The following is a 26,121-nucleotide window of genomic DNA, read 5'->3' as shown; positions in this document are numbered from 1 at the left end:
CTGGTTTTCTATACTCGGTGATAAGGATGGTTTTGCGTGATCGACCAGGCGCGGTAAAGCTGTTCCGCAAGCAGTACCCGCACCATCCCGTGCGGCAGGGTCAGGCTGGAAATCCTGACCAGCATGTCGGCCGAGGCCTTCAGGCCGGCGTCCAGCCCGTCGGCGCCGCCTATGAGGAATGTAACATCACGGCCGTCTTGTTGCCACTGCGTCAGCAACTGCGACAATTGCATGGTGGTAAGGTCCTTGCCGCGCTCATCGAGAGCGATGATGCGGGCGCCCTTGGGGATGGCCGCCTCGATCTTGGCGCGCTCCAGCGCCATCACGGTTTCGGCGGTCTTGCTGCCGGAGCGCTCGACCGGCTTGATCTCCTTAAGCTGGATCCGGCATTCCGGCGGCATGCGCTTGGCGTATTCCTGAAAACCGTCCTCGATCCAGCCCGGCATCTTGTGGCCGACTGCGGCAATGACAAGCTGCATGATGGCTTATTCGGCCGCCTTTCGCGGAGCGCGCTTGACGGCGGGCTTGGCCGCTGTCTTGCTGGCTGTCTTGCTTGCCGTCTTGCGCGGCGCGGCAGTCTTCGATGCGGAAACCCTGACGGTCTTGCCGGCGGGAGCCTTCGGCGCCGCTGTCTTCCTGGCCGGGGACTTGCGTGCCGGCTTCTTCGGCTCGTCATCATCGTCGAGCGCCTGGGTCACGGCAACGGCGGCGACGCGCGGACGGCGCTTCGGCGCCTCTTCGGCGCTGGCGTCCTCCGAGGCGGTGCGCTTGGAAATACGCTTGGCGGCGCCGAACTTCACTTCCTTGTCGCCCCAGATCTCTTCCAGGCGGTAATAGTCGCGGATCGCCGGCTGCATGATGTGGACCACCATGTCGCCGAGGTCGACCAGCACCCATTCGCCGGTGTCTTCGCCCTCGATGCTGACGATCTGGCCTCCGTTTTCCTTGACCTTGTCGCGCACCGAGGCGGCCAGCGCCTTGGTCTGGCGGTTGGAGGTGCCGGATGCGATGGCAAGACGGTCGAACATGCTGGTCAGATGGACGGTGTCGTATACCTTGATATCTTGCGCCTTGACATCTTCTAGCGCGTCGATCACGGTGGATTGCAGTTTTTTAATGTCCATTAGCTTTTGTATAAGTGGTGTTGTTGGATATAGTCTAGCACCCCGCCCGGTATCAGCGTGCCGACCGAATGCTCGTGTTGAAGGGCGCCACGGATTTGCGTGGCTGAAATATCGATGGCAAGCTTGCCGGCAATGAAGCCCAGCCCATGCGGCGTGGTCCGTATCTGTTCCGCGCTGGCGCCGCGCCGGCCGAACTCGCGCGCCACTTCCGGCGGCAGCGCGGCCATGTCGAAGCCCGGCCGCGAAGCCGCACAGACATGGGCGTAATCAAAAAGCTTCTGCCACTGCTTCCAGGTGCGCAGGTGCAGCAGCTGATCGGCGCCGATCAGGAAGGCGATCGATGCCTGCGGCCCGGTCTCGGCGCGCAGCGCCTTGAGGGTGTCTATCGTATAGGTGACGCCCTCGCGGTGAATTTCCTGCTCGTCGATGACCACCGGCACGGCAAGGCGCTCGAAGGCCAGCCTGAGCATGTCGATGCGCTGGGCGGCGCTGGCCTTCAGCGGCGGCTTCTGCCAGGGATTGCCCGCCGGAAGAATGCGCAGCTCGTCCGGTGCGAGCAGCGTGACGAAATAGTTCGCAAGGGCGACATGGCCGTTGTGAACCGGATCGAAGCTTCCGCCCAGGAGAGCGATGCAACGGCTTACACCCATTCGCGCGGCACCAGGAAATCGGAATACAGTTTCGCTTCCGGCGTGCCGGGCTCCGGCGACCAGTCGTAGCGCCAGGTCACGACGGGCGGCATCGACATCAGGATCGATTCGGTACGTCCGCCGGACTGCAGCCCGAACAGCGTGCCGCGATCGAACACCAGGTTGAATTCGACATAGCGGCCGCGACGGTAGGTCTGGAAGTCGCGCTCGCGTTCGCCGTAGGGCGTGTCCTTGCGGCGCTTGAGAATGGGCAGGTAGGCGTCGATGAAGCGGTCGCCCACGCTTTGCATCATGGCAAAGCTGCGGTCCAGGCCGAGCTCATGGAAATCATCGAAGAAGATGCCGCCGACGCCGCGCGCTTCCTTGCGGTGTTTCAGGTGGAAATACTCGTCGCACCATTTCTTGAAGCGGGGATGCAGGTCGCCGCCGAACGGCGCCAATGCCTCGCGGCAGGTCAGGTGGAAATGGCGCGCGTCCTCTTCGTTGCCGTAATAGGGCGTGAGGTCCATGCCGCCGCCGAACCACCAGACAGGCTCCTTGCCCTCGGCGGTGGCGATGAAGAAGCGCACGTTCATGTGCACCGTCGGCGCATGGGGATTGCGCGGATGCAGCACCAGCGACACGCCCATCGCTTCCCAGGAGCGGCCGGCGAGTTCCGGACGGTTCGCCGCCGCGCTCGGCGGCAGGGCCGTACCGCTTACGTGGGAAAAGCCGACGCCGCCGCGCTCGATCACATTGCCCTGTTCCAGGATGCGGGAAATGCCGCCGCCCGCGATCGGTCCTTCGCCGGCGGCGCGCTGCCAGCGATCGGTCAGGAAGGACTTGCCGTCAACCTCTTCGAGGGCGGCAATGATGCGGGCCTGCAGATCGAGCAGGTAAGTCTTGACATCGGCGGGAGTCGTGGTGGATGCATTCATGAGTCTGGTTTTTTCTTTGCGCTTTCCCGTGCAGGAATTTTTCTTGTGTCACGGCAGCGGCAGTGCCGGCAAGGGAACAGGAGAGAACAAGTCCGTCGCCGGCGGGCCGGAGCCGCAGATCGATTCAACTTGAAGCCACGCAAGGCAGTTTCAGGCAGGCTTCCAGCAGATTCGACAGGCGGACCGGCAAAAGATGCGATCCGGGGGTTTCCGGAATCAGGCGGGGCGCTTCAGCGCGCGCCAGCCGATATCGCGGCGGAACTGCGCGCCGTCGAAGCGGATCTGGTCGACCGTTTCATAGGCATGCTTCTGCGCCATTTTCACGCTGTCCCCGAGGCCGACCACGCACAGCACGCGTCCGCCGGATGTGACGAGCTTGCCATCCTTGACGGTGGTGCCGGCATGGAAGGTCACGCATTCCGGTGTTTCGGCCGGAATGCCGGAAATCGCATCGCCCTTGCGCGGCGCATCCGGGTAGCCGTCGGCTGCCATCACCACGCCGAGGGCGGTGCGGCGATCCCATTCCAGTTCCACCTGGTCGAGGGTGATGTTGACCGCGTGTTCCATCACGGTCACCAGGTCGGTCTTCAGCCTGGCCATGATGGGCTGGGTTTCCGGATCGCCCATGCGGCAATTGAATTCCAGGGTTTTCGGGTTGCCCTTGTCGTCGATCATCAGGCCGGCGTACAGGAAGCCGGAGAAAGGGATGCCGTCCTTGCTCATGCCAAGCACGGTCGGATTGATGATTTCGCGCATGATGCGGGCATGCAGCGACGGCGTCACGATCGGGGCCGGCGAATAAGCGCCCATGCCGCCGGTGTTCGGGCCTTCGTCATTGTCCTTGAGGCGCTTGTGATCCTGGCTGGTGGCCAGCGGCAGCACGTTCTTGCCATCGACCATCACGATGAAGCTGGCTTCCTCGCCGGCCAGGAACTCCTCGATCACGACGCGCGCGCCGGCGTCGCCGAGCTTGTTATCCGACAGCATCATGTCGACGGCCGCATGCGCCTCCTCGACGCTCATCGCCACCACCACGCCCTTGCCGGCGGCCAGGCCGTCGGCCTTGATCACGATGGGGGCGCCCTTCTGCGTAATGTAGCGGCGGGCTTCCTGCACATCGGAAAAGGTCTGATAGTCGGCGGTGGGAATGCGGTGGCGCTTCATGAACGCCTTGGCGAAATCCTTGGAGCTTTCCAGCTGCGCCGCTTCCTTCGTCGGGCCGAAGATCTTCAGGCCCTGGTCGCGGAAAATGTTGACGATGCCGGCCGCCAGCGGGACTTCCGGCCCGACCACGGTCAGGGCCACGCCTTCCTTGATGGCAAACTGGGCCAGCCATGTCGGATCGGTGATGTCGACGTTTTGCAGACGCGCATCGAGAGAGGTGCCGCCGTTACCGGGAGCCACGTATACCGTTTGAATCCGCTCGGATTGCGCGAGTTTCCAAGCCAGGGCATGTTCGCGGCCGCCTGAGCCGACTACCAGAATTTTCATGAGAATCGAATAACGTTGTTGACAGGGAGCGGACTTCTGAAATCAGAACCACAATGAAGCCGCTCCCGGGGATTGCTTTGGAAACAGTGTTGCCTGTATTGCAAGCGTGCCGGTGTTGCCTGATGTTGCTTGGTGCCGCCCGGTGTTGCCGATTGCCGGAATGGCTTATTCTTCAATGATCGCGTTGGTATAGACCTCCTGGACATCGTCCAGGTTTTCCAGCGCGTCGAGGAGTTTCTGCATCTTGAGCGCGTCGTCGCCGCTGAAGACCGTTTCGGTTGCAGGCTTCATCACGATTTCGGCGACTTCCGCCTTGAAACCGGCCTTTTCCAGCGCATCCTTGACCGCTGAAAAGTCATGCGGCGGGGTCAGGACCTCGATGCCGCCTTCGTCATCGGTGACCACGTCTTCGGCGCCGGCTTCCAGCGCCGCTTCCATCAGCGCATCCTCGCTGGTGCCGGGCGCGAACAGCAGCTGGCCGCAATGCTTGAACAGGAAGGCCACCGAGCCCTCGGTGCCCATGTTGCCGCCGAACTTGGAAAACGCATGGCGTACTTCGGCGACGGTGCGCACCCGGTTGTCGGTCATGCAGTCGACGATGATCGCGGCACCGTTGATGCCGTAGCCTTCATAGCGGATTTCTTCATAGTTGGCGCCGTCGAGGCCGCCGGTGCCGCGCTGGATCGCGCGGTTGACGTTGTCCTTCGGCATGTTGGCATCGGCCGCCTTGTCGACCGCGAGCCGCAGGCGCGGGTTGGCGGCGATGTCGCCGCCTCCGAGACGCGCGGCAACCGTGATTTCCTTGATGAGGCGCGTCCAGATCTTGCCGCGCTTGGCATCGGTGGCGGCTTTCTTATGCTTGATGTTGGCCCATTTGCTATGTCCAGCCATGACAACTCTTTCTTGGAAGTGAACGTGGGAAGGCTTTTGGAACTCTTGGCGTTTCGGGTGCCCTGGATACTTTGGAAACCGTCGGGGACGGCTTTGGCATGGAACAACTCCGTTGCCAAAATAACCAAGTGCCAAGCCGAAAAGCAATCTACAATTTTAGCATACCGACCTCCGTGAAATTTGCCTGAGAGACCTTGCCAATATGCCAATCAAACCCCTAGTCATCGCCAAGCACCAGGATCAGGAACTTGCCTTGCTGCCCAATCTCGCCAATCGTCATGGCTGCATCACCGGCGCTACCGGCACCGGCAAGACAGTCACATTGCAGGCGCTGGCCCAGTCATTGTCCGAGATCGGCGTTCCGGTTTTCATGGCCGACGTCAAGGGCGATCTGTCCGGGCTGGCCAAGCCGGGTGCGCCGACGCCGCGCATCAAGGAGCGGCTCGACCTGCTGAAGCTGGAAGAACCTGCCTGGGACGCCTGCCCGGTGACTTTCTGGGACGTGTTCGGCGAAAAGGGGCATCCGGTGCGGGCCACGATTTCCGACCTCGGACCGGTGTTGCTGTCGCGCATGCTGAACCTGAACGACGTGCAGCAGGGCGTATTGCAGCTGGTGTTCAAGGTGGCCGACGACCACGGGTTGCTGCTGCTCGACATCAAGGACCTGCGGTCGATGCTGCAGCATGTGGCCGACAACGCGGCCGAAATCAAGACCGAGTACGGCAATATTTCCGCCGCCAGCATCGGCGCCATCCAGCGCGGCCTGATTGCCATCGACGAGCAGGGCGGCGACCGCTTCTTCGGCGAGCCGATGCTCGACATCGACGATTTCATGCAGACCGATGCGCGCGGCAAGGGCGTCATCAACATTCTCGCCGCCGACAAGCTGCTGAACGCGCCGCGCCTGTACGCGATCTTCCTGCTGTGGATGCTGTCCGAACTGTTCGAACGCCTGCCGGAAGTCGGCGACCTCGACAAGCCCAAGCTGGTGTTCTTCTTCGATGAAGCTCACCTGCTGTTCGACGAAGCGCCCAAGCCGCTGCTGCAGAAGATCGAGCAGGTAGTGCGCCTGATCCGTTCCAAGGGCGTCGGCGTCTATTTCGTGACGCAGAATCCGCTCGACATTCCGGATACGGTGCTGGGCCAGCTCGGCAACCGGGTCCAGCATGCGCTGCGCGCCTATACGCCGCGCGACCAGAAGGCGGTGCAGACGGCCGCGGAAACCTTCCGTCCGAATCCGAAGCTCGATACGGCCCAGGTCATCACCGAACTCGCCGTCGGCGAAGCCCTCGTCTCCTTCCTCGATGAAAAGGGCCGGCCGAACGTGGTGGAGCGGGCCTTCATCATTCCGCCCGCCTCGCAGATCGGTCCCATCACCGACGAGGAACGCGCCGAGATCATGGCCAATTCGATTGTCGCCGGCGTGTATGAAACGCCGGTGGACCGGGAGTCGGCCCATGAAAAGCTGACCGGCCGGGTGGCCACGCAGATGCAGGGCAAGCAGGCTGGGCAGGCCCGCGCCGGACGCGGCAATGCTGCCGAACCGCGCGCTTCGGCGCCGTCACAGGCGCAAACGCAGACCCAGAGCCAGCCCGAGGAAGGCGGCTCATCCTTCGGCGACTCGGTCAAGGATGTGATGGGCGGCCTGTTCGGCGGCAGCGGCGTCGGCCGCCGCAAGGACACCATGGTGGAAGCAATGGTGAAGTCGGCGGCCCGCAGCATAGGCTCCCAGGTGGGGCGTGAAATCATCCGCGGCGTGCTGGGCTCGATTCTCAAGCGCTGAGCACGGCTTGTCGGCGGCCGTCGTCACTCCCGCGGCCATGACGGCTGCAGTCATGACGGCGGCGGGCGAGTACGAAAAAGTAAGATTTTCCTGCCCGGCGTAAAATCGCGGGATGTCTTCGCCCTCCATTTCCGCGCCCGACCGCAAGGCCTATCTTGCCGGCCTTGCGATCGCCATTACCGGCGCCGTCCTGTTTTCCACCAAGGCCATCGTCGCCAAGCTGCTCTACCGCTACCATATCGACGCGGTGACGCTGATTGCCTTCCGCATGATCTGTTCGCTGCCCTTCTTCGCGGTCATCGCCATCTGGAAGGCCAAGACCGAGCCGTCGCTGACGGGGCGCGAACGCGGGCAAATCGTTTTCATGGGCCTGATCGGCTATTACCTGTCGAGCTTTCTCGATTTCCTCGGCCTGCAATACATCTCCGCCGGGCTGGAGCGGCTCATCCTGTTTCTCACGCCGTCTTTCGTATTGCTGATCTCGACGTTCTTTCTGAAAAAGAAAATCACCGGCCTTGAATGGCTGGCGCTGGGCACGGCTTATCTCGGTACGGTGCTGGTTTTCGTGCACGATGCCCGTACCGGCGGGTCCAATATCGCGCTCGGCGGTGCCTTCGTTCTCGGCAGCGCCGTCAGTTATGCGGTCTACCTGCTGATGTCCGGCGAAATCGTGCGCCGGGTCGGCTCGATGCGGCTGGTGGCCTATGCAATGTGCGTATCCAGCGCTGCCTGCATCGTGCAGTTTTTTCTGCTGCGCCCGGTATCGATGCTGGTGCAGCCCGCCGAAGTGTATGGCTTGTCCGTTCTCAACGCGGTCATGTGCACGGTCTTGCCGGTGTTTCTGACCATGGCGGCGGTCGAGCGCATCGGTGCGGCAACCGCATCGCAGGCAGGCATGATCGGCCCGGTATCGACCCTGTTTCTCGGCGCGCTGATCCTCGGCGAGCCGCTCACCGGCATCCAGCTTGCCGGCACCGCCCTGGTGCTGGCCGGCATTTACTTACTCTCTAGAAAACGCGCATAAGGAGGCAACATGGATTTGGGAATCGCAGGAAAGCAGGCACTGGTATGCGGAGCAAGCAAGGGACTGGGGCGCGGTTGCGCCGAGGCGCTGGCGGGCGAGGGCGTGCATGTCACCATCGTCGCCCGCACCGCGGAAGTGCTGGAAGCTACGGCCGCCGAGATCCGGCAGCGCACCGGCGTGACCGTCAATGCAGTCACTTGCGACATCACCACGCCTGAAGGACGCGCCATGGCGCTCGCGGCATGCCCGGAGCCGGATATCCTGATCAACAACGCCGGCGGCCCGCCGCCCGGCGATTTCCGCAAGTGGAACCGGGAAGACTGGATCGCCGCGCTCGACGCCAACATGCTGACGCCGATCGAACTCATCAAGGCCACCGTCGACGGCATGATGGCGCGCCGCTTCGGCCGCATCGTCAATATCACTTCCAGCGCGGTCAAGGCGCCGATCGATATTCTCGGCCTGTCCAACGGCGCGCGTTCCGGCCTGACCGGATTCGTCGCCGGCATCGCCCGCAAGACCGTGGTCAACAATGTGACCATCAACAACCTGCTGCCCGGACAGTTCGAGACCGACCGCCTCAAGAAGAATTTCGGCGCGACGGCCAGTGCCGCGGGCAAGACCGTCGATGAAGTGAGGCAGGCGCGCATCCAGCAGATCCCGGCGCAGCGTTTCGGCACGGCGGAAGAGTTTGGCGCGGTTTGTGCATTCCTGTGCAGCATGCAGGCTGCCTACATGACCGGCCAGAATGTCCTGCTTGACGGCGGCAACTATCCCGGCACATTCTGACGGCGTAACGATTCAACACAGCGGGCGGCCCGGCGCCGCCTGCCTTCTTTGGAAGAGGAAACAGTGAAAAAGCGCATCGCACTCATTGCACACGACCAGAAGAAGGACGACATGGTCGAACTGGCGTCGGAGCATGCCGACCTGCTGCGCCAGTGCATCCTGGTCGCCACCGGCACCACCGGCAAGCGGCTGCATGACGAGGTCGGGCTGAACGTCGAGCGCAAGCATTCCGGACCCTACGGCGGCGACCTGCAGATCGGCGCGGAACTGGTGGAAGGCAAGATCGACGCGGTGATCTTCCTGCGCGATCCGATGACGCCGCAGCCGCATGAACCCGACATCAATGCGCTGGTGCGCGCCTGCGACGTGCACAACATTCCGTGCGCAACGAATGTCACATCTGCAAAAATGCTGCTGGCGCAGCTGGTTCCGCATCATCATCACAACCATCACAATTAATTCATCAGGAGATGACATGGTCAAGGCAATTCGCATCAATGCCGTCGGCGGTCCGGAAGTCATGGAGTATGTCGATGTCGAGGTAGGCGATCCCGGTCCCGGCGAAGTCCGGGTGCGGCACGCCGCCATCGGCCTCAACTATATCGACGTGTATTTCCGCACCGGCGCCTATCCGCAGCCGCTGCCGGCCGGCCTCGGCATGGAAGGCGCGGGCACGGTCGAAGCGGTCGGCGAGGGCGTCACGCATCTGAAGGAAGGCGACCGCGTCGCCTATGCGACCCGTCCGCCGGGCGCCTATGCCGAAGCGCGCGTCATGCCGGCGGCAGGGCTGGTGAAATTGCCGAAATCCATCGATTTCGAGACCGGCGCCGCGATGATGCTGCAAGGCCTTACCGTGCAATACCTGTTCCGCCGCACCTTCCCGCTGCGCGGCGGCGAAACCATCCTGTTCCATGCCGCCGCCGGCGGCGTCGGGCTGATTGCCTGCCAATGGGCGAGGGCGCTCGGCGTGACCATGATCGGTACTGTCGGCTCCGATGAAAAGGCCGCGCTGGCAAAGGCCCACGGCTGCACCCATACCATCAACTACAACACCGAAAACTTCGTCGAGCGCGTCAAGGAGATTACCAACGGCAAGGGCGTGCCGGTGGTGTACGACTCGATCGGCAAGGATACCTTCATCGGCTCGCTCGACTGCCTGGCGCCGCTGGGCATGATGGTCAGTTTCGGCAGCGCTTCCGGACCCGTGCCGCCGTTTGGCCTGCAGGAGCTGGCATCGCGCGGTTCGCTGTTCATCACCCGCCCCACGCTGTTCAGCTACTCCGCCAAGCGCGAAGACCTGGAGAACATGGCCGCCGAACTGTTCGCCATGGTCGATACCCACAAGATCAAGATCGATATCAACCAGCGCTATGCATTGAAGGATGTTGCGCAGGCGCACCGTGATCTGGAATCGCGCAAGACCACCGGCTCCACCATCCTGCTGCCATGATGCCGGACCAGCCTGACAGGAATCCGATGGATCATCCGCCGGAACAGCCCAGCGGCAGCGAGGGCTCGCCGAAGTTCGGCAGGCTGCTGCTGGTGCTGGTGGGGGCGGTGCTGCTGATCGTGGCGATCACGATCGGGTCGGAGGCGTTGTATTCGTAGAACGCGCTGGACACCGGTCATGTTTGCCTCATTCCCTGGCCGAGCCCGGAAGATCTGCAAAAAAAGCAAGAGCAAACGTGCCTGCACAAGCTCCTTTCTTCCGCAGGCGGGAGAAGGGCAAGGGCTGGGGATGATGGTATTGGCAAGGCATCCCAGGCTCCAGGCATTCTTCCTCACTGCTGCCTCCCCGCTGCGGGAGAGCAGATTTCATGCTCACGCAAGACAAGCTTAGCCCGTCGGCTTCACTGCGGTTGCAGTAACACAGCGCTATCATCTTTCGCAACCCAGGCAGACCGCAAAACAAAAAGCGCCCGTTATCAAAAGGGCGCTTTCTCTTCATAGATATTCGACAAGCACTACTGCTCCAGCTTCAACTCCACCCGCCGCGGCACTCCGCTCGGTCCCGGAAACTCGGTGAAAGCGCTGCGCACCATGTAAGGCATCACCGCCGCCAGCGAGCTGTTGGTGCCTTCGCTCACCACCGTGGTCTCGTAGAGTTTCTTGCCGCCCGCCATCTCCGCCAGCTGTATCTTCAATTGCCGCGTGAACAACTGATACTGCGACACGCGCTGTTCGACCACCGGCGGCGCATACCAGAAGGGATCATAGAACGGGCCGTAGAACGGGCTGTAGTAGCCGCGCCAGGCGGGGCCATACCAGTAAGGATGCGGATTGACTACGACCGGATACACCTCGCGCACGTCGCGTCCGCTGATGCTGTAGTTGAGGGAAGCCTTCAACGCCGGCTTCACCGACGCCGGCGCTTCCTCGAAGCCGAGACGGGCAAGCTCGTTGCGCACCAGGTTTTCATAGTTGCGGTATTCAAGGCTATCGTTCTGCTCCTTGGTTCGCTCGAATACATAGGTCTTGCTCGGCAAGGTGTTGGGCCATTCATGGAAGGCCGTGACGCTGCTCCTGATCGTGCCGGTTGCACAGCCGCCGAGCAGCACCGTTGAAACCGCCATCAGCATGGCGATCATCCATCGCTTCATTACTTTTCTCCGGATTGGATACTTATAAAAATTCAGAATAAGAAAAGGACTTAAAAATTCCGTAAATATTTGTAACCCACTTTATCAGTGCGTACAGCAAGCCTGAATCACTAAGGTCCGCTTTGCCGACCGATGCCGCTTCCCGATCGGGCCAAGCGCCAGCGCATGTCTCAGCGCGGATTTTCAAAGAAGATGTAATTCGATCCGAAGTCGCTGATCTCGAAATACACCTTCTTTTCGCCCGGGTCCGCGATCATGTTCAGGTTCTCGTCCAGCACGCCATAACCGAAGCGATAGGATCGCGGCCGACCGTCGTCGGTGCCGGTGGCGGTCGTCATCTTGTCGATGCGGACGAAGCGCCGCACCAGCTTGTCGCCCGCATAGTATTCAAGCACGCCGTTGGTCCCGGTCCAGTTCTGGACCGAGCGGCTGATCTGGTTCTGCTGCTCCTGGGTACACGCCGAAAGCAGTGCCGAAATGGCAACTACGAAAAGCGCAAAGGATGATTTCATCGGAATAGGCTCCTGCTGCCGTTGGTTGGTAAAATGCCACTTTGCCCCATTATCTCCCGTTTCCATCAGCCTATGCGTACCGATACTCCCCAAGCCATATACCGCAAGGATTACACGCCGCCAACCTATTGGGTCAATACCGTGGAGATGGGGTTCGACCTCGATCCCGACCTGACGCGTGTCGCCACCCGCCTTACCCTGAGCCGCAATACGGCAAGCCGCAGCAAGAGCATCGTGCTGTACGGTGAAAGCCTTGAGCTCGTGCAACTGCGCATGAACGGCAAGGAAGTCGGCAAGCGCGGCTATTCGCTCGGCAACGGCATTCTCGAAATCTTCAATGCGCCGGACGAAGTGACGCTGGAAATCGAAACCGCGATCCGTCCCAACCAGAATACCTCGCTGATGGGTCTCTACACGTCGAACGGCAACTTCTTCACCCAGTGCGAAGCCGAAGGTTTCCGCAAGATCACCTTCTTCCCCGACCGGCCCGATGTCATGTCCAAGTACAAGGTCATGTTGCGCGCCGACAAGACCCGGTATCCGGTGCTGCTGTCCAACGGCAACCTGATCGAAGAGGGCGAACTCGAGGACGGCCGTCACTATGCGGTCTGGGAAGACCCGTTCAAGAAGCCGTCCTACCTGTTCGCGCTGGTCGCGGGCCAGCTGGTGTGCCAGGAAGAAACCTATACGCTCAACTCCGGCCGCGAAGTGCTGCTGCAGGTCTGGGTGGAGGAAGGCAATCTCGACAAGACCCAGCACGCGATGGATTCGCTGAAGAACAGCATCCGCTGGGATGAAGAGCGCTTCGGCCTCGAGCTCGATCTCGACCGCTTCATGATCGTCGCCGTCGGCGACTTCAACATGGGCGCGATGGAGAACAAGGGCCTCAACATCTTCAATACCAAGTATGTGCTGGCCAATCCGCGCATCGCCACCGATGCCGACTATGCCGGCATCGAATCCGTGGTCGGCCACGAATACTTTCACAACTGGACCGGCAACCGCGTCACCTGCCGCGACTGGTTCCAGCTGTCGCTGAAGGAAGGCCTCACCGTTTTCCGCGACCAGGAATTCTCTGCCGACCTGATCGGCACCGACAGCGGCCGCGCGGTCAAGCGCATCGAAGATGTGCGTGTGCTGCGCCAGGCGCAGTTCCCGGAAGACGCAGGCCCGATGGCGCATCCGGTGCGGCCCGATTCCTACGTCGAGATCAACAATTTCTACACCGTCACCATCTACGAGAAGGGTTCGGAAGTGGTGCGCATGTACCAGACCCTGCTCGGCCGCGACGGCTTCCGCAAGGGCATGGACCTGTACTTCCAGCGGCATGACGGGCAGGCCGTGACCTGCGACGATTTCCGCGCCGCCATGGCCGACGCCAGCGGCCGCGACCTGAGCCAGTTCGAACTCTGGTACAGCCAGGCCGGCACGCCGCGCGTCAAGGTCGAAACCCGCTACGATGAAGTCGCGCAGAGCTACATGATCACGCTCACCCAGTCCTGTCCGCCTACCCCGGGCCAGTCGACCAAGCTGCCATTCCACATCCCGGTGGCGGTCGGCCTGCTTGACAGCGGCGGTCGCGACATGCCGCTGATGCTCGACAGCGTGGAAGGCGGCGAGGGCGACGATGGGGAAGACGCGCCGACCACCATGGTGCTCGAACTGACGCAGCCGAGCCAGACCTTCCATTTCCGCAACGTGCGCGAAGAGCCCGTGCCTTCGGTGCTGCGCAACTTCTCGGCGCCGGTCATCCTCGACATCGAATACACCGATGCCCAACTTGCCTTCCTGATGGCCAACGACAGCGACGCCTTCAACCGCTGGGAAGCCGGCCAGCGCCTTGCCATGCGCCGCATGCTGGCGCTCACCGAGGCAGTCAGGAGCGGCGAGGCTCTCAACGAGGCCGCCGATGAAAGCGCGCTCAGCGCCGCCTTCCGCGCCACGCTGACCGACAACGCGCTCGATCCGGCATTCTGCGAACTCGCGCTCACGCTGCCTTCGGAAAGCGTGGTGGCGGAACAGATGGATGTGGTGGATCCGCAAGCCATCCACCGGGTGCGCCGTTTCCTGCGCCGCTCCATGGCGTCGGCATTGCGCTTCCAATGGGAAGTCGCGTATCAGTCCAACCGCACGCCCGGCACCTACAGCCCCGACCCGGAATCCGCCGGCAAGCGCGGCCTGAAGAACCTGGCGCTGTCCTATGTGATGGAACTCGACGACGGCGATGCCCATGCGCTCGCGCAAAGCCAGTACGACAACGCCAACAACATGACCGACCGCATCGCGGCGCTGTCGGCCCTGGTCAACAGCAACGCGCCCGGCAGGCAAGCCGCGCTGGCCAGCTTCTATGAAGACTTCAAGCAGGAAGCGCTGGTGGTCGACAAGTGGTTCTCGCTGCAGGCCATGGCGCGCAACACCGACGTTGCCGCGGTGCGCGAGCTGATGAATCACCCGGCGTTCAGCCTCAAGAACCCGAACCGCGCCCGCAGCCTGATCTTCAGTTTCTGCAACGGCAATCCCGCGCAGTTCCACGCGCCCGACGGCAGCGGCTACGAGTTCTGGGCCGACCAGGTGATTGCCCTCAACACGCTCAACCCGCAGGTCGCCGCCCGCCTGGCGCGCAGCCTCGACCGCTGGCGCAAGTACGCACCGGAACTGCAGGACAGGATGCGCGCCGCGCTGCAGCGCGTGGCCGCCACCAAGTCCCTGTCCAAGGACGTGCATGAAGTGATCACCAAGTCGCTCGCACATTAATGTGCGGCAAAACCCGACCGGCCGCCGCAGGGCAGAATCACCTGCGATGGCCGCGCGGTTCCCGCGATCGGAACCGCGCCGGCAAGGGAGGCATGATCAGCCGAGCCGCCGGACATGAAACATAATTATTATTAAACCAATGGAATCGCCATGAAACGCATAAGCCTTACCCAATACCTGGTCGAAGAGCAGCGCCTGCACAACAGCATCCCCGCCGAGCTGCGCCTGCTGATCGAAGTCGTCGCCCGCGCCTGCAAGACCATCAGCCATGCCGTCAGCAAGGGCGCGCTCGGCGAAGTGCTCGGCAGCGCCGGCAGCGAGAACGTGCAGGGCGAAGTGCAGAAGAAGCTCGACGTGCTCTCCAATGAGATCCTGCTCGAAGCCAATGAATGGGGCGGCCACCTTGCCGCGATGGCTTCCGAGGAAATGGAAACCATCCACCCGATTCCCAACCGCTATCCCAAGGGCGAATACATGCTGCTGTTCGATCCGCTCGACGGCTCCAGCAACATCGACGTCAACGTCTCCATCGGCACCATCTTCTCGGTGCTGAAGGCGCCGGAAGGCATGAAGGAACCGAGCGAAAAGGACTTCCTGCAGCCCGGCGTGAAACAGGTCGCCGCCGGCTACGCGGTCTACGGCCCGCAGACCGTGCTGGTGCTGACCACCGGCGACGGCGTCAACTGCTTCACGCTCGACCGCGAGATGGGTTCCTGGGTACTCACCCAGCGTGACATGCAGATCCCGGCCGAGACCAAGGAATACGCGATCAACGCCTCCAACGCCCGCCACTGGTATCCGCCGGTCAAACGCTACATTGATGAACTCCAGTCCGGCGACACCGGCCCGCGCGGCAAGAACTTCAACATGCGCTGGATCGCCTCCATGGTCGCCGACGTACACCGCATCCTCAACCGCGGCGGCATCTTCATGTACCCGGCCGACGCCCGCGAACCGGACAAGCCAGGCAAGCTGCGCCTGATGTACGAAGCCAACCCGATGGCCTTCATCGTCGAACAGGCCGGCGGCGCGGCGACCAACGGCAAGCAGCGGATTCTGGATATTCAGCCGCAGAAGCTGCATGAGCGGGTTGCGGTGTTCCTGGGATCGAAGAACGAGGTGGAGCGGGTAACCGGATACCACAACGAGTAAAGGTCTGGCGCCGGGCAGTGTTAATGAAAGCAGGAAATTTGTTTTGCATTAAGCCCGGCGCCATCGGCTCTAGCAAGGCTGAAATGTTTTTTGCTAGAATAATCTTCTCTCTTAAACGCCCCGTTCCTGCAGTAATTTAAAGGGGCGTCGGTTTCATGAGTAGCCGCTGTAGCTCAGTCGGTAGAGCAGCGCATTCGTAATGCGAAGGTCACCAGTTCGATTCCGGTCAGCGGCACCAATAAATTCAAAGACTTGCAGCGGATTGGTTGGATGGAATGTTGCTTAGTTTTATGTTGTGTACCCCGTGTGTACCCCAGCAAAGCAGATAGGCCACATTGAATCATTCGTCTGGTTTGAGTGCACGGACGCATAATCCGTTGGTGCCGTGTTCGACTCACGGGAGGCCCACCAATAAAATCAAAGGGTTAGCGAAGAAATGGTCGCTAACCCTTTTGTTTTTTTATCGTCGGTAGGTAAATGGTAGGTGGTTTGGTCCAAGCTGGTGCCAGTCGTGGCCGTGCGGGCGAGGCAGGCGTCGAGGATGGTTGGCTTGGTGTTCATAGTGGCGGACCGGGTCGATTTGCGACGACCCCATTCGCATATCGGATGATCGAGAAGTCAAACGAAAAAGATTTTTCATCAAAAGAAGATTGCTGTTGAGGCACATTGATAAAATAGCTAACTCATGTAAAACCGATCAGGGCATTCGAAATGAAACGCTGCGTCGCCAGTATTCGTCGTCTTGGCGAACCGGAAGGGGAAGCCGTTGGTAAAAATGTGCCGACAGTGTGGTTTCCGGCGAAGGCCACGATGGCGGCAGTGCTCTCAGAAGAAAACCAGCCAGTGCTACGCCGTATCCATGACAGGCGTCCCAAGTCACTGACCGAGTTAGCTGAACGCACTGGGTGGAAGGGGCCGAACGTGTCCCGCACACTGCGCATGATGGAAGGCTATGAATTGGTGGCGCTGAAGAAGAACGCCCGCGAAATCGAGCACATCGCGCTGGCGCCCAATTTCAATATCACGATCGATTGAAGAGCGACACAATGAAGGGGGAGGCGATGCGAGATGTCGTGATCACCGAAGCGGATACCTGTCGCGAATTCGTTACGCCCAAACTGGTCGAGGCCGGCTGGGGTGCAGCACCGCACGTCATAGGTGAGCAACGCAGCTTCACAAATGGCCGCATTATCGTGGCGGGCGGCAAGGTGCGGCGCGGCAAGCAGAGACGTGCCGACTACCTCCTTTACTACCGTCGCGACTATCCCCTGGCGGTGGTGGAAGCCAAGGAAATTGGTTCGCCAGCCGAAACCGGCGTGCAACAGGCGCGCGAGTATGCGGAAATTCTAGGCCTCAAGTTCGCATATGCCACAAACGGCCATCGCATCATCGAGATTGACTACACCAAAGGTACTGAGCGCGAAGTGGATCGCTACGCCACGCCCGACGAACTCTTTGCCCGCCTGACGGCCGCCACGCAAATGCCCCTAGCCTCGGCAACCCATTTGCTGGAACCATTCAACCTTGTTTCCGGCAAGGTGCCTCGATACTACCAGCAGATCGCGATCCATCGCGTGATCGAGGCCATCCTTCGAGGGCAGAAGCGCATCCTCGCCACGCTGGCCACGGGGACTGGCAAGACCTGCGTGGCCTTCCAGATCTGCTGGAAGCTGTGGAGCAGCCGCTGGAATCGCACAGGGGAATACCGTCGCCCAAAGATCCTATTCTTGGCTGACCGCAATATCTTGGTCGATGACCCGATGGCCAAGATGTTCGCGCCCTTCGGCGATGCCCGCCACAAGATCGCGGGCGGCGACACCAGCCAAAGCCGGGATATGTACTTCGGCATCTATCAGGCACTTTCCACCGCCAGCGCTGATGTATTCCGCCAGTATCGCCCGGATTTCTTCGACCTCATCATCATTGACGAATGCCATCGTGGCTCCAGCCGTGAAGAGAGCGCTTGGCGTGCGGTACTGGACTACTTCGAACCCGCCGCGCAGTTCGGAATGACGGCCACGCCGCTGCGCGAAGAATCGCGCGACAGCTACGAATACTTCGGCAACCCCGTCTACACCTACAGCTTGCGTCAAGGCATTGACGATGGCTTCCTCGCCCCGTACCGTGTGCACCGCGTTATCACTACCGTGGACGCTGCTGGTTGGCGTCCTAGCAAGGATGAACTAGACCGCTACGGCCGAGCAGTGCCTGATGAGGAATATCAGACCAAAGATTTCGAGCGTGTCGTCGCTCTGCGCTCGCGCACGCGGGCAATCGCCCGGCACCTGACGGATCTGCTCAAGGGTACCGATCCGTTCGCCAAGACTTTAGTATTCTGCGTCGATCAGGAACACGCCGCTGAGATGCGGCAGGAGCTGATCAACCTCAACAGCGACCTCGCCAAGCAGTATCCCGATTACGTATGCCGCGTGACTGCCGACGAGGGCACCATCGGCCTGACCCATCTGTCGCACTTTCAGGACGTAGACAAACCTACGCCTGTCATACTCACTACGTCGCAGTTGCTGACCACGGGCGTTGATGCTGAGATGGTCAAGAATGTGGTGCTGGCGCGTGTGGTGGGCTCTCGCTCCGAGTTTAAGCAAATCGTCGGTCGCGGCACGCGGCTGAAGGTGGATTATGGTAAGGAGTACTTCAATATCATCGATTTCACCGGCGCGGCCACCCGGCACTTTGCCGACCCCGACTTCGACGGCGATCCGGCACGGATCGAGGAAGTTACGGTCGATGAAACCGGGGAACAGGTCGGCATTACTGAAGCCGAAGCGGAGGCGCCGCAGGAAGACGAACCGCTGGTGCACGAGATTCCCGAGGAACAAATCGGGTCCGTCACCGGCATTCTCATTAATGACCCACCGGCAGAACCACGTAAGTTCTACATCGACGGTGGTGAAGTCGAAGTGATCGGCCATCTGGTCTACGACCTCGACACCGATGGCAAGAAGCTGCAGGTGGTCAAGTACACCGAGTACTCGGGCCGCGCCGTGCGTACCCTGTACCCCACCCGCGAGGCGCTGCAATCAGCTTGGGCCAACCCCGACACCCGCGCCGAGGTGCTGCGCGAGCTGACCGAGCGCGGCATCAGCTTCGAGGAGCTAGCCGCCACCAGCGAGCAGCCCGACGCCGATCCGTTTGACTTGCTGTGCCATCTGGCATGGAATGCGCCGCTGCTCACTCGCCGCCAGCGTGCGGACGCTGCCAAGCGGCAGGCCCAAGACCTTTTCGCCCAGCATGGTGACACCGCTCGCGAAATCCTTACGCTGCTGCTTGACCGTTATATCGAGCGCGGCATCCTGCAATTTAACGCGCTGTCCGAGTTGATGAAGGTGCAACCCTTTGACCGCTATGGCAGTCCTTCTGAAATCGCCGCGCGCCACTTCGGCGGCGTACACGGCATGAAGGACGCAATCTTCCAGCTACAGACCGCGCTCTACCAATAACGAGAACCCGACCCGATGGCCCGTTCCACCAAATCCATTACGACAACTGCTGAAAATAAGCCACGAGCACCACGCAAGGCCAAGGCGCCACTCACCACTCGCGAAAACCTCTCGGCGCTGATTGGTAGCGCGCGCAAGATCCTGCGCAAGGATAAAGGCCTCAACGGTGATGTAGACCGCCTGCCACTGCTCACCTGGGTGATGTTCCTCAAGTTCTTCGATGACCTGGAAATCGTCCACGAGGAAGAGGCCGAACTCGACGGAAAGCGCTATCAGCCCATCATCGAAGCGCCTTACCGCTGGCGCGATTGGGCTGCCCGCGAAGATGGCATCACCGGCGACGAACTGCTGGCCTTCATCAGCCAGGAACTCACCGTGCGCGCCGATGGCAGCCCTGGCAAGGGCCTGTTTGCCTACCTGCGCGGCCTAGCAGGCGAAGGTGAAAAAGGCAGCCAGCGCGAAGTCATCTCCAACGTGTTCAAGGGCGTCCAGAATCGCATGGTCAGCGGCTATTTGCTGCGCGATATCCTCAATAAGATCAACAGCATCCACTTCTCGGCTAGCGAGGAAATTCATACCCTTTCGCACCTGTACGAGTCGATGTTGCGCGAGATGCGCGACGCGGCGGGCGATGCTGGCGAGTTCTACACCCCGCGCCCAGTGGTGCGCTTTATGGTGCAAGTGACCGATCCGCGCCTTGGTGAAACCGTACTCGACCCGGCCTGCGGCACCGGCGGCTTTCTGGTTGAAGCCTACGACCACATTGCCCCGCAGGTGGCCACTCCGGACCTGCGCCGCGCCCTGCAATGGGACACTCTCTACGGTCAGGAAGCCAAGCCTCTGCCCTACATGCTGGCGCAGATGAACCTTCTGCTGCACGGACTGGAAGCGCCGCAGATTGCCTACGGCAATACGTTGGTTCGCCGGGTCAACGAGATCGGCCACAGCGAGCGCGTGGACGTGATCCTCACCAATCCGCCTTTCGGCGGTGAGGAAGAAGCAGCCATTAAAGGCAACTTCCCTCCCAATATGCAGACGTCTGAAACTGCACTGCTGTTCCTGCAATACATCATGCGGAAGTTGCGCGTGGCTGGGGCGCCGATGCCCGGCCGCAAGCCTACAGCCCGTGGTGGCCGAGCCGCCGTGGTTGTGCCCAACGGCACCCTGTTTGGTGATGGCGTCTGCGCTGTTATCAAGGAAGAACTGCTCAAGGAGTTCAAGCTCCACACCATCGTGCGTCTGCCGCAGGGTGTGTTCGCTCCCTACACGGACATTCCGGCTAACCTGCTGTTCTTCGAGCGCGGAGGCCCCACCGACACCATTTGGTACTACGAACTGCCGCTGCCCGAAGGCCGCAAGAAGTACAGTAAGACTGCGCCATTGCAGTTTGAAGAGTTTGCTCCAGCACTGGCGTGGTGGAATGCCCGAGAAGACGGCCCACAGGCTTGGAAGGTGGATTTCTCTGACAAGCGGATCGCCGCCATTGAAGCGGCTAGTCCGCACTGGAATCGAGCGGAGAACGAACGAAATGCCGCCATCGCTCTGGGCAAGCCGATCCGCGGGTTGGAGCAGTCCATTCAGGGGGCGAACGGCGACAAGGTTGCGCTACAAGATAAACTGCGCGCGCTAAAGGCCGAGCAGCAAGCCCTCGAACAGGCAGCCAAGGCGTCGCAAGCAGAAGGCGATAGCCTGTACTGGCCCATCTATAACCTGGACCTCAAGAATCCCAATGCCAAGGCGGGGCTGGAACACGCCAACCCGAAAGACTTGATTGCCTCTATGCGCAGTCACGAGGTGGAGGTGATGCGCCTCCTAGGCGAGATTGAAATCTTGGTCGCCGAGGTACAAGCATGACAGAATTCACTAGGCCCGTAATCTCAGTGCGCGCCGAGTATGCCGCCGTCCACACCGACATCGTCGCACTGTTGGAAGCGGCTCGTCGTGCTTTCGCGCGCAACGTCAATGCGGAGGTCGGCGAATGAAGGTGTGGCCAAAAGTTGCCCTGGGCGCGTTGCTTCGGCGCTCCGACGAATCCACCATGCTTAACCCGATGGCTGAGTATCACGAGGTCACAATCAGGCTGTGGGGAAAAGGCGTCGTTAGCCGGGGCAAAGTGCGTGGCAGCGATGTCATTTCGGTGCGTCGTGTTGTGCGTGCCAACCAGTTGATCCTTTCCAAGATTGACGCGCGCAATGGCGCGATAGGTTTGGTACCGCCGGAACTTGACGGTGCAATTGTCAGTAACGACTTTCCCTCGTTCGAGTTTCGTGATCTGAACCAGTGTGCCCCCACATTCATGGGCTGGTTGGTGCGCTCTGCTCCCTTCGTCGAACTGTGTAAGGCGGCCAGTGAAGGCACCACCAATCGAGTACGTATCAAGGAAGACCGTTTCCTTGATCAGCAAATTGCGCTCCCACCGCTGACCGAGCAACGAGCGCTCGCCGCCCGCCTCGACGCACTAGCCGAGAAAACCCGACAGGTTGAAGCGCATCTGGACGCTGTCGAGCGCATCTCCTCATCGCTGCTACTGAGCTTGCACCACCAATTGGCGGGTAATCGCCGTGTACAGCTCAATGACGTACTGGAACTGGTAGAGCTTCCCGAAGCCGTGACGGCTACCGGGAGTTACCCGCAAGTCGGGGTCCGTGGTTTCGGTGGAGGGCTGTTTTCGAAGGCAGCGGTCGGTGGCACCGACACTTCCTATAAGGCATTCAATCGCCTCTACGAGGGCGCAATCGTACTCAGCCAAGTTAAGGGTTGGGAGGGCGCGATTGCGCGCTGCCCGAAGGAGCTTGACGGCTGGTTCGTATCTCCGGAATACCGTACCTTTCGGTGCAAACCAAGCCTAGCCAGCGACGAATACTTCGGCGAATTAGTGAGGACGAAGTGGTTCTGGTCACAACTCCAGAACGCGACGCGGGGCGTAGGCGCCAGACGCGAGCGTACGCGGCCTGAGCAGTTTCTGAACATCGAGTTGCCGATGCCGCTCTTCGACGATCAGTTACGAATTGTTGAAATTCTAAAAAGGCAGGCTCCCCTCAAGGCCAAACACACCGCCATTCGCCAGGCAAACACCGCGCTGCTGCCGGCCACGCTGGAGCGGGTGTTTACTGGGGGCATTGAATGCAGTTCGTAACCCGCGGCCCCGACATCCCGGATGCGCTCTTGCAGGCCCATGAGGAGGGCCGCGTGGTGTTTTTTTGCGGTGCGGGCATTTCCTATCCCGCAGGCCTGCCGGGCTTCAAGGGGCTGGTGGAGCAAATTTACCGACTGAACGGCACGGCGCCCTCGGACATTGAGCGCGAGGCGTTGGACCGTGGGCAGTTCGACGCCACGCTCGATCTGCTGCAGCGACGTCTGCCGGGGCAGCGCTTGGCCGTCCGACGCGCGTTGATTCAGGCACTCAAACCTAAATTGCGCCGCAAGGGGGCCACCGATACGCAGGCGGCACTTTTGCGGCTGGCGCGCAGCCGTGAAGGTGCGCTACGGCTGGTTACTACCAACTTCGACCGCGTGTTTCATACGGCGGCTAATCGCACAGGACAAGCGTTCCAAGCGTATGCCGCGCCGATGTTGCCTATTCCAAAGAACAGCCGCTGGAATGGATTAGTCTATCTACACGGCCTGCTGCCCGAAACAATGGATGACACCGCATTGAACCGCTTGGTAATCACCAGCGGCGATTTCGGCCTGGCCTACCTAACCGAACGCTGGGCAGCCCGCTTCGTGAGCGAGCTATTCCGCAATTACGTGGTGTGCTTCGTGGGTTACAGCATTAACGATCCGGTGCTGCGCTATATGATGGATGCGCTGGCCGCCGACCGCATGCTGGGCGAAGTCACGCCGCAAGCCTGGGCATTGGGCGACTGCGCGCCGGGGCAAGAGCGCCGCAAGACCATCGAGTGGGAAGCCAAGGGCGTAACGCCCATCCTATACGAAGTGCCCACCGGCAGCCATGACCATTCGGCGCTGCACAAATCCTTGCACGCTTGGGCGGAAACCTACCGCGATGGAGTACTGGGCAAGGAGCGCATCGTCGTCAGTCACGCCCTAGCACGGCCATCAGCGAGTACCCAGCAAGACGACTTTATCGGTCGGATGTTATGGGCCTTGTCGGACAAGTCAGGACTGCCAGCCAAACGTTTTGCTGACTTCAACCCCGCCCCGTCGCTGGACTGGTTGCTCGAGGCCTTCTCGGAAGAACGTTTTCAGCACAGCGATCTGGCCCGCTTCGGCGTACCCCCTCGCGAGGAGGTGGACGCCAAGTTGCGCTTCAGCCTGATTCGCAGGCCTGCGCCCTATAACCGTGCTCCAGCGATGCTTCTGGCTGCCGGTGGCATCAACGGCAGCCAGTGGGATGACGTAATGTTCCATCTGGCTCGCTGGTTGGTGCGCCACCTGGATGATCCTAAGCTGGTCATCTGGATTGCACAACGTGGTGGCCAGTTACACGAAAAATGGCTGTGGCTCATCGAGCACGAACTAGACCGCTTTATCTCACTGGAGCACGCAGGCAAGACCGCCGAACTGGATGAAGTCCGCTCACACGCACCCAAGGCCATCCCCGGGCCTTTAATGCGTACCCTCTGGCGCTTGCTGCTCAGCGGGCGGGTGAAATCACCGTGGCACGATTCCGATCTATATCGCTGGAAAGGTCGACTGAAGCGGGAGGGACTGACCACTACGCTGCGCTTGGAGTTACGTGAACTTCTCGCGCCTCGAGTGTCTCTGAAAGAGCCGTTTCGCTGGGGCGACGAAGAACCAAACACGGACGAGCCCACGAAAATCAAGCAGTTGGTGGACTGGGAGCTGGTGCTGGCCGCCGATCATGTGCAGTCGGCTATACGCGACCTTGTCGACGAGCACTGGACGTCTGCCTTGCCGCAACTGCTGGAGGATCTTCAGCAACTGCTGCGCGATGCACTGGATTTGTTGCACGAGTTGGGTAAAGCCGACGACCGCAATGACCCGTCGCACTGGGATCTTCCGTCCATCAGTCCGCACTGGCAGAACCGGGGTTTCCGCGACTGGACAAGCCTGATTGAATTGTTGCGCGATGCGTGGCAGGCGGTTCTCAGCATCGATAGCGTTCGTGCTACGCGGACTGCCCAGAGGTGGTTTGATCTCCCATATCCCACCTTCAAACGACTAGCATTGTTTGCAGCCAGCCGGGATGGTTGCATCGCCCCGGAGCAGTGGGTGGACTGGTTGTTAGCCGATGGTGCTTGGTGGTTGTGGTCCATGGATACAGGGCGGGAGGTGTTCAGACTTTTGGTTCTGCAGGGGCACCACTTAGCGGGCTCTGCTCAGGGACGTCTGGAGTCCGCTATCTTAGCCGGCCCTCCGCGCAAGATGTACCGTGATGATCTGGAGCTAGATCGGTGGCAAAACTTGGTGGATCGTTCAGTCTGGCTGCATCTGGCTAAATTGAATGCCTCGCGCCTCGCACTCGGGACACTCGCAGCGGCACGCTTGGCGGAACTTTCCAATGCATACCCGTATTGGCAGTTGGCGGCCAATGAGCGTGATGAGTTCTCTCACTGGATGAGCGGCACCGGCGATCCGGACTATGAAGAAAGCCGGGATGTCGACATTGCGCCTCGAAAGCGGCGAGAACTCGTTCAATGGCTGACGAGGCCGCAGCCCGAAAGGCGACCATTCTACGAGGACACGTGGCGGGACGTCTGCCGCACCCGCTTCTTTCACAGCCTGTACGCGCTATGCAATCTGGCACGAGATGAGGTATGGCCAGCCGGTCGGTGGCGCGAAGCACTGCAGGCCTGGAGTGAAGAAGGAATGGTGCTGCGGTCATGGCGATACGCCGCGCCTCTTGTGCAGACCATGCCTGACGCAACCATCCAGGAGATTGCTCATGGTGTGACGTGGTGGATCGACACCGTTTCAAAGTCGATCAATCAGCATGAGGAAATCCTGTTGAATTTGTGCCGGCGGGTCTTGGCTCTGCCACTCGAAGCAGGCACCAGCATGACGCGCAATGGCGAGCCGATTGACCAACCTGTTACCGAGGCGATCAATCATCCGGTCGGGCATGTCACTCAAGCGCTGATTAATCTGTGGCTCAAACAGAATCCGAACGACAACGATCAGCTTCCGACCGACATCAAGCCGTTCTTTACCGCACTCTGCGATGTTCAGGTGGACCGATTCCGCCACGGCCGAGTACTGCTGGGGGCGCAACTGATCGCGCTCTTCCGCGTCGATCGAGCTTGGACTGAGCAATATCTGTTGCCCCTGTTCCGTTGGGACAATCCGGGCGAAGCGAAAGCTGTGTGGGAAGGTTTCCTGTGGTCGCCACGCTTGTACCAGCCCTTGTTGATCGCGTTCAAACCACAATTTCTGGAAAGCGCAAACCACTACATCGACTTAGGTGAACACCGCCAGCAGTTCGCCGCCTTCCTGACTTACGCAGCGCTGGGGTCGCCTGAGGGCTACGCCGTGGATGAGTTCCGATCCGCTCTTGGGACGTTGCCTCAAGAGGGGCTAGAGGAATCCGCGCAGGCGCTATTCCAAGCTCTTGAAGGAGCCGCCGATCAGCGCGAGGACTATTGGAAAAATCGTATCAAGCCATTCTGGCAATACGTTTGGCCTAAGTCCCGCGACCTTGCCACGCCGCGAATCGCTGACTCATTGACCCGGCTGATCATTGCTGCCCGGTCAGAATTCCCGGCTGCTTTGGCTACGGTGCAAGACTGGCTTCAGCCCATTGAACACCCGCACTACGTCGTGCATCTATTGCACGAATCGGGTTTATGCAACCGATTCCCGGAGGATGCGCTGCGGCTGCTGGATGTTGTGATTGACGATCAACAGTGGGCGCCTCGGGAGTTGAGGCAATGTTTAGACGAGATTGTGTATGCTGCGCCACAGCTTGGACAAGATGCCCGTTACATGCGGCTTCAAGAGTATTCGCGGAGACGGGGAATCTGAGGTGGTGTGGCCGATGCATGCAGCA

At 60.8% G+C, this 26,121-nt stretch carries 22 protein-coding genes and 1 tRNA gene; 15 read left to right on the top strand and 8 right to left on the bottom strand.

Annotated features, from left to right (window positions below):
• Positions 1-8: 8 nt before the first annotated feature.
• From rlmH to FH061_RS11825, 6 genes are all read right to left on the bottom strand, one after another.
• On the bottom strand, positions 9-479 hold the full coding sequence (rlmH, locus tag FH061_RS11850; protein WP_151636026.1) for a 23S rRNA (pseudouridine(1915)-N(3))-methyltransferase RlmH: 471 nt from the start codon (positions 477-479) through the stop codon (positions 9-11).
• 6 nt (positions 480-485) lie between these two features.
• Entirely contained in the window at positions 486-1,124 is a 639-nt protein-coding gene (rsfS, locus tag FH061_RS11845; protein ID WP_151636025.1) for a ribosome silencing factor, read from the bottom strand.
• The gene (locus FH061_RS11840) at positions 1,124-1,774 is read right to left on the bottom strand and encodes a nicotinate-nucleotide adenylyltransferase (RefSeq protein ID WP_151636024.1); all 651 of its coding nucleotides are present in this window, start codon (positions 1,772-1,774) and stop codon (positions 1,124-1,126) included. Before FH061_RS11840 ends, rsfS begins: the two co-directional genes overlap by 1 nt.
• Complete coding sequence (hemF, locus tag FH061_RS11835) at positions 1,765-2,691, bottom strand: oxygen-dependent coproporphyrinogen oxidase (protein ID WP_151636023.1); 927 nt, start codon at positions 2,689-2,691, stop codon at positions 1,765-1,767. Before hemF ends, FH061_RS11840 begins: the two co-directional genes overlap by 10 nt.
• A gap of 216 nt (positions 2,692-2,907) precedes the next feature.
• A complete protein-coding gene (gene purD / locus FH061_RS11830; protein WP_151636022.1) occupies positions 2,908-4,182 on the bottom strand; it encodes a phosphoribosylamine--glycine ligase in 1,275 nt (424 codons plus the stop codon).
• A gap of 165 nt (positions 4,183-4,347) precedes the next feature.
• Positions 4,348-5,073 carry a YebC/PmpR family DNA-binding transcriptional regulator gene (locus FH061_RS11825; RefSeq protein WP_151636021.1) on the bottom strand — a complete coding sequence of 242 codons (726 nt, stop codon included), beginning with the start codon at positions 5,071-5,073 and terminating at the stop codon, positions 4,348-4,350.
• Between the two features lie 202 nt (positions 5,074-5,275).
• Here FH061_RS11825 and FH061_RS11820 point away from each other — a divergent pair, with 202 nt between their 5' ends.
• The 6 genes from FH061_RS11820 to FH061_RS30415 all read left to right on the top strand — a co-directional run bounded on the left by FH061_RS11820 (position 5,276) and on the right by FH061_RS30415 (position 10,277).
• A complete protein-coding gene (locus FH061_RS11820) occupies positions 5,276-6,856 on the top strand; it encodes a helicase HerA-like C-terminal domain-containing protein (protein ID WP_151636020.1) in 1,581 nt (526 codons plus the stop codon).
• Between the two features lie 112 nt (positions 6,857-6,968).
• Positions 6,969-7,880, top strand: coding sequence for a DMT family transporter (locus FH061_RS11815; protein ID WP_151636019.1), 912 nt, complete (start codon positions 6,969-6,971; stop codon positions 7,878-7,880).
• A 9-nt stretch (positions 7,881-7,889) separates the two neighbouring features.
• Entirely contained in the window at positions 7,890-8,669 is a 780-nt protein-coding gene (locus tag FH061_RS11810; protein ID WP_151636018.1) for an SDR family oxidoreductase, read from the top strand.
• 63 nt (positions 8,670-8,732) lie between these two features.
• The gene (locus FH061_RS11805) at positions 8,733-9,128 is read left to right on the top strand and encodes a methylglyoxal synthase (RefSeq protein ID WP_151636017.1); all 396 of its coding nucleotides are present in this window, start codon (positions 8,733-8,735) and stop codon (positions 9,126-9,128) included.
• A 16-nt stretch (positions 9,129-9,144) separates the two neighbouring features.
• Positions 9,145-10,119: a quinone oxidoreductase family protein gene (locus tag FH061_RS11800; protein WP_151636016.1), complete on the top strand. Its 975-nt coding sequence runs from the start codon at positions 9,145-9,147 to the stop codon at positions 10,117-10,119.
• A complete protein-coding gene (locus FH061_RS30415) occupies positions 10,116-10,277 on the top strand; it encodes a hypothetical protein (RefSeq protein ID WP_192805025.1) in 162 nt (53 codons plus the stop codon). Before FH061_RS11800 ends, FH061_RS30415 begins: the two co-directional genes overlap by 4 nt.
• Before the next feature lie 356 nt (positions 10,278-10,633).
• Here the strand turns inward: FH061_RS30415 and FH061_RS11795 are convergent, their stop codons facing one another.
• Together FH061_RS11795 and FH061_RS11790 are read right to left on the bottom strand one after the other, a co-directional pair.
• Positions 10,634-11,269, bottom strand: coding sequence for a DUF4136 domain-containing protein (locus FH061_RS11795; protein WP_151636015.1), 636 nt, complete (start codon positions 11,267-11,269; stop codon positions 10,634-10,636).
• Between the two features lie 170 nt (positions 11,270-11,439).
• Positions 11,440-11,781 carry a hypothetical protein gene (locus FH061_RS11790; protein ID WP_151636014.1) on the bottom strand — a complete coding sequence of 114 codons (342 nt, stop codon included), beginning with the start codon at positions 11,779-11,781 and terminating at the stop codon, positions 11,440-11,442.
• A 72-nt stretch (positions 11,782-11,853) separates the two neighbouring features.
• Here FH061_RS11790 and pepN point away from each other — a divergent pair, with 72 nt between their 5' ends.
• The 9 genes from pepN (at position 11,854) to dsr1 (ending at position 26,096) form a co-directional block, all read left to right on the top strand.
• Positions 11,854-14,535 carry an aminopeptidase N gene (gene pepN, locus FH061_RS11785; RefSeq protein WP_151636013.1) on the top strand — a complete coding sequence of 894 codons (2,682 nt, stop codon included), beginning with the start codon at positions 11,854-11,856 and terminating at the stop codon, positions 14,533-14,535.
• A 150-nt stretch (positions 14,536-14,685) separates the two neighbouring features.
• The gene (locus FH061_RS11780) at positions 14,686-15,687 is read left to right on the top strand and encodes a class 1 fructose-bisphosphatase (RefSeq protein WP_151636012.1); all 1,002 of its coding nucleotides are present in this window, start codon (positions 14,686-14,688) and stop codon (positions 15,685-15,687) included.
• Between the two features lie 162 nt (positions 15,688-15,849).
• Positions 15,850-15,925: transfer RNA gene (locus FH061_RS11775), tRNA-Thr, on the top strand.
• 473 nt (positions 15,926-16,398) lie between these two features.
• On the top strand, positions 16,399-16,722 hold the full coding sequence (locus tag FH061_RS11770; RefSeq protein ID WP_192805024.1) for an HVO_A0114 family putative DNA-binding protein: 324 nt from the start codon (positions 16,399-16,401) through the stop codon (positions 16,720-16,722).
• Between the two features lie 11 nt (positions 16,723-16,733).
• Positions 16,734-19,148 carry an EcoAI/FtnUII family type I restriction enzme subunit R gene (hsdR, locus tag FH061_RS11765; protein ID WP_151636073.1) on the top strand — a complete coding sequence of 805 codons (2,415 nt, stop codon included), beginning with the start codon at positions 16,734-16,736 and terminating at the stop codon, positions 19,146-19,148.
• 15 nt (positions 19,149-19,163) lie between these two features.
• On the top strand, positions 19,164-21,002 hold the full coding sequence (locus FH061_RS11760) for a class I SAM-dependent DNA methyltransferase (RefSeq protein WP_151636011.1): 1,839 nt from the start codon (positions 19,164-19,166) through the stop codon (positions 21,000-21,002).
• Positions 20,999-21,130, top strand: coding sequence for a hypothetical protein (locus FH061_RS31475; protein WP_264158737.1), 132 nt, complete (start codon positions 20,999-21,001; stop codon positions 21,128-21,130). Before FH061_RS11760 ends, FH061_RS31475 begins: the two co-directional genes overlap by 4 nt.
• Positions 21,127-22,284, top strand: coding sequence for a restriction endonuclease subunit S domain-containing protein (locus tag FH061_RS11755; RefSeq protein ID WP_151636010.1), 1,158 nt, complete (start codon positions 21,127-21,129; stop codon positions 22,282-22,284). Before FH061_RS31475 ends, FH061_RS11755 begins: the two co-directional genes overlap by 4 nt.
• A complete protein-coding gene (gene dsr1, locus FH061_RS11750) occupies positions 22,272-26,096 on the top strand; it encodes an anti-phage defense-associated sirtuin Dsr1 (RefSeq protein ID WP_151636009.1) in 3,825 nt (1,274 codons plus the stop codon). The genes FH061_RS11755 and dsr1 overlap by 13 nt, the downstream gene beginning before the upstream one ends.
• Positions 26,097-26,121: the final 25 nt, after the last annotated feature.

The sequence above is a fragment of the Noviherbaspirillum aerium genome, assembly GCF_008929045.1.
GTDB classification, from domain to species: domain Bacteria; phylum Pseudomonadota; class Gammaproteobacteria; order Burkholderiales; family Burkholderiaceae_D; genus Noviherbaspirillum; species Noviherbaspirillum aerium.
Note: the sequence above shows the minus strand (reverse complement) of the source record. Positions and strands in the feature narration are given on the sequence as shown.

Coding starts and splice junctions, on each gene's coding strand:
- rlmH (WP_151636026.1), bottom strand. CDS start 479: ATGCAGCTTGTCATTGCCGCAGTCGGCCACAAGATGCCGGGCTGGATC.
- rsfS (WP_151636025.1), bottom strand. CDS start 1,124: ATGGACATTAAAAAACTGCAATCCACCGTGATCGACGCGCTAGAAGAT.
- FH061_RS11840 (WP_151636024.1), bottom strand. CDS start 1,774: ATGGGTGTAAGCCGTTGCATCGCTCTCCTGGGCGGAAGCTTCGATCCG.
- hemF (WP_151636023.1), bottom strand. CDS start 2,691: ATGAATGCATCCACCACGACTCCCGCCGATGTCAAGACTTACCTGCTC.
- purD (WP_151636022.1), bottom strand. CDS start 4,182: ATGAAAATTCTGGTAGTCGGCTCAGGCGGCCGCGAACATGCCCTGGCT.
- FH061_RS11825 (WP_151636021.1), bottom strand. CDS start 5,073: ATGGCTGGACATAGCAAATGGGCCAACATCAAGCATAAGAAAGCCGCC.
- FH061_RS11820 (WP_151636020.1), top strand. CDS start 5,276: ATGCCAATCAAACCCCTAGTCATCGCCAAGCACCAGGATCAGGAACTT.
- FH061_RS11815 (WP_151636019.1), top strand. CDS start 6,969: ATGTCTTCGCCCTCCATTTCCGCGCCCGACCGCAAGGCCTATCTTGCC.
- FH061_RS11810 (WP_151636018.1), top strand. CDS start 7,890: ATGGATTTGGGAATCGCAGGAAAGCAGGCACTGGTATGCGGAGCAAGC.
- FH061_RS11800 (WP_151636016.1), top strand. CDS start 9,145: ATGGTCAAGGCAATTCGCATCAATGCCGTCGGCGGTCCGGAAGTCATG.
- FH061_RS30415 (WP_192805025.1), top strand. CDS start 10,116: ATGATGCCGGACCAGCCTGACAGGAATCCGATGGATCATCCGCCGGAA.
- FH061_RS11795 (WP_151636015.1), bottom strand. CDS start 11,269: ATGAAGCGATGGATGATCGCCATGCTGATGGCGGTTTCAACGGTGCTG.
- FH061_RS11790 (WP_151636014.1), bottom strand. CDS start 11,781: ATGAAATCATCCTTTGCGCTTTTCGTAGTTGCCATTTCGGCACTGCTT.
- pepN (WP_151636013.1), top strand. CDS start 11,854: ATGCGTACCGATACTCCCCAAGCCATATACCGCAAGGATTACACGCCG.
- FH061_RS11780 (WP_151636012.1), top strand. CDS start 14,686: ATGAAACGCATAAGCCTTACCCAATACCTGGTCGAAGAGCAGCGCCTG.
- FH061_RS11770 (WP_192805024.1), top strand. CDS start 16,399: ATGAAACGCTGCGTCGCCAGTATTCGTCGTCTTGGCGAACCGGAAGGG.
- hsdR (WP_151636073.1), top strand. CDS start 16,734: ATGAAGGGGGAGGCGATGCGAGATGTCGTGATCACCGAAGCGGATACC.
- FH061_RS11760 (WP_151636011.1), top strand. CDS start 19,164: ATGGCCCGTTCCACCAAATCCATTACGACAACTGCTGAAAATAAGCCA.
- FH061_RS31475 (WP_264158737.1), top strand. CDS start 20,999: ATGACAGAATTCACTAGGCCCGTAATCTCAGTGCGCGCCGAGTATGCC.
- FH061_RS11755 (WP_151636010.1), top strand. CDS start 21,127: ATGAAGGTGTGGCCAAAAGTTGCCCTGGGCGCGTTGCTTCGGCGCTCC.
- dsr1 (WP_151636009.1), top strand. CDS start 22,272: ATGCAGTTCGTAACCCGCGGCCCCGACATCCCGGATGCGCTCTTGCAG.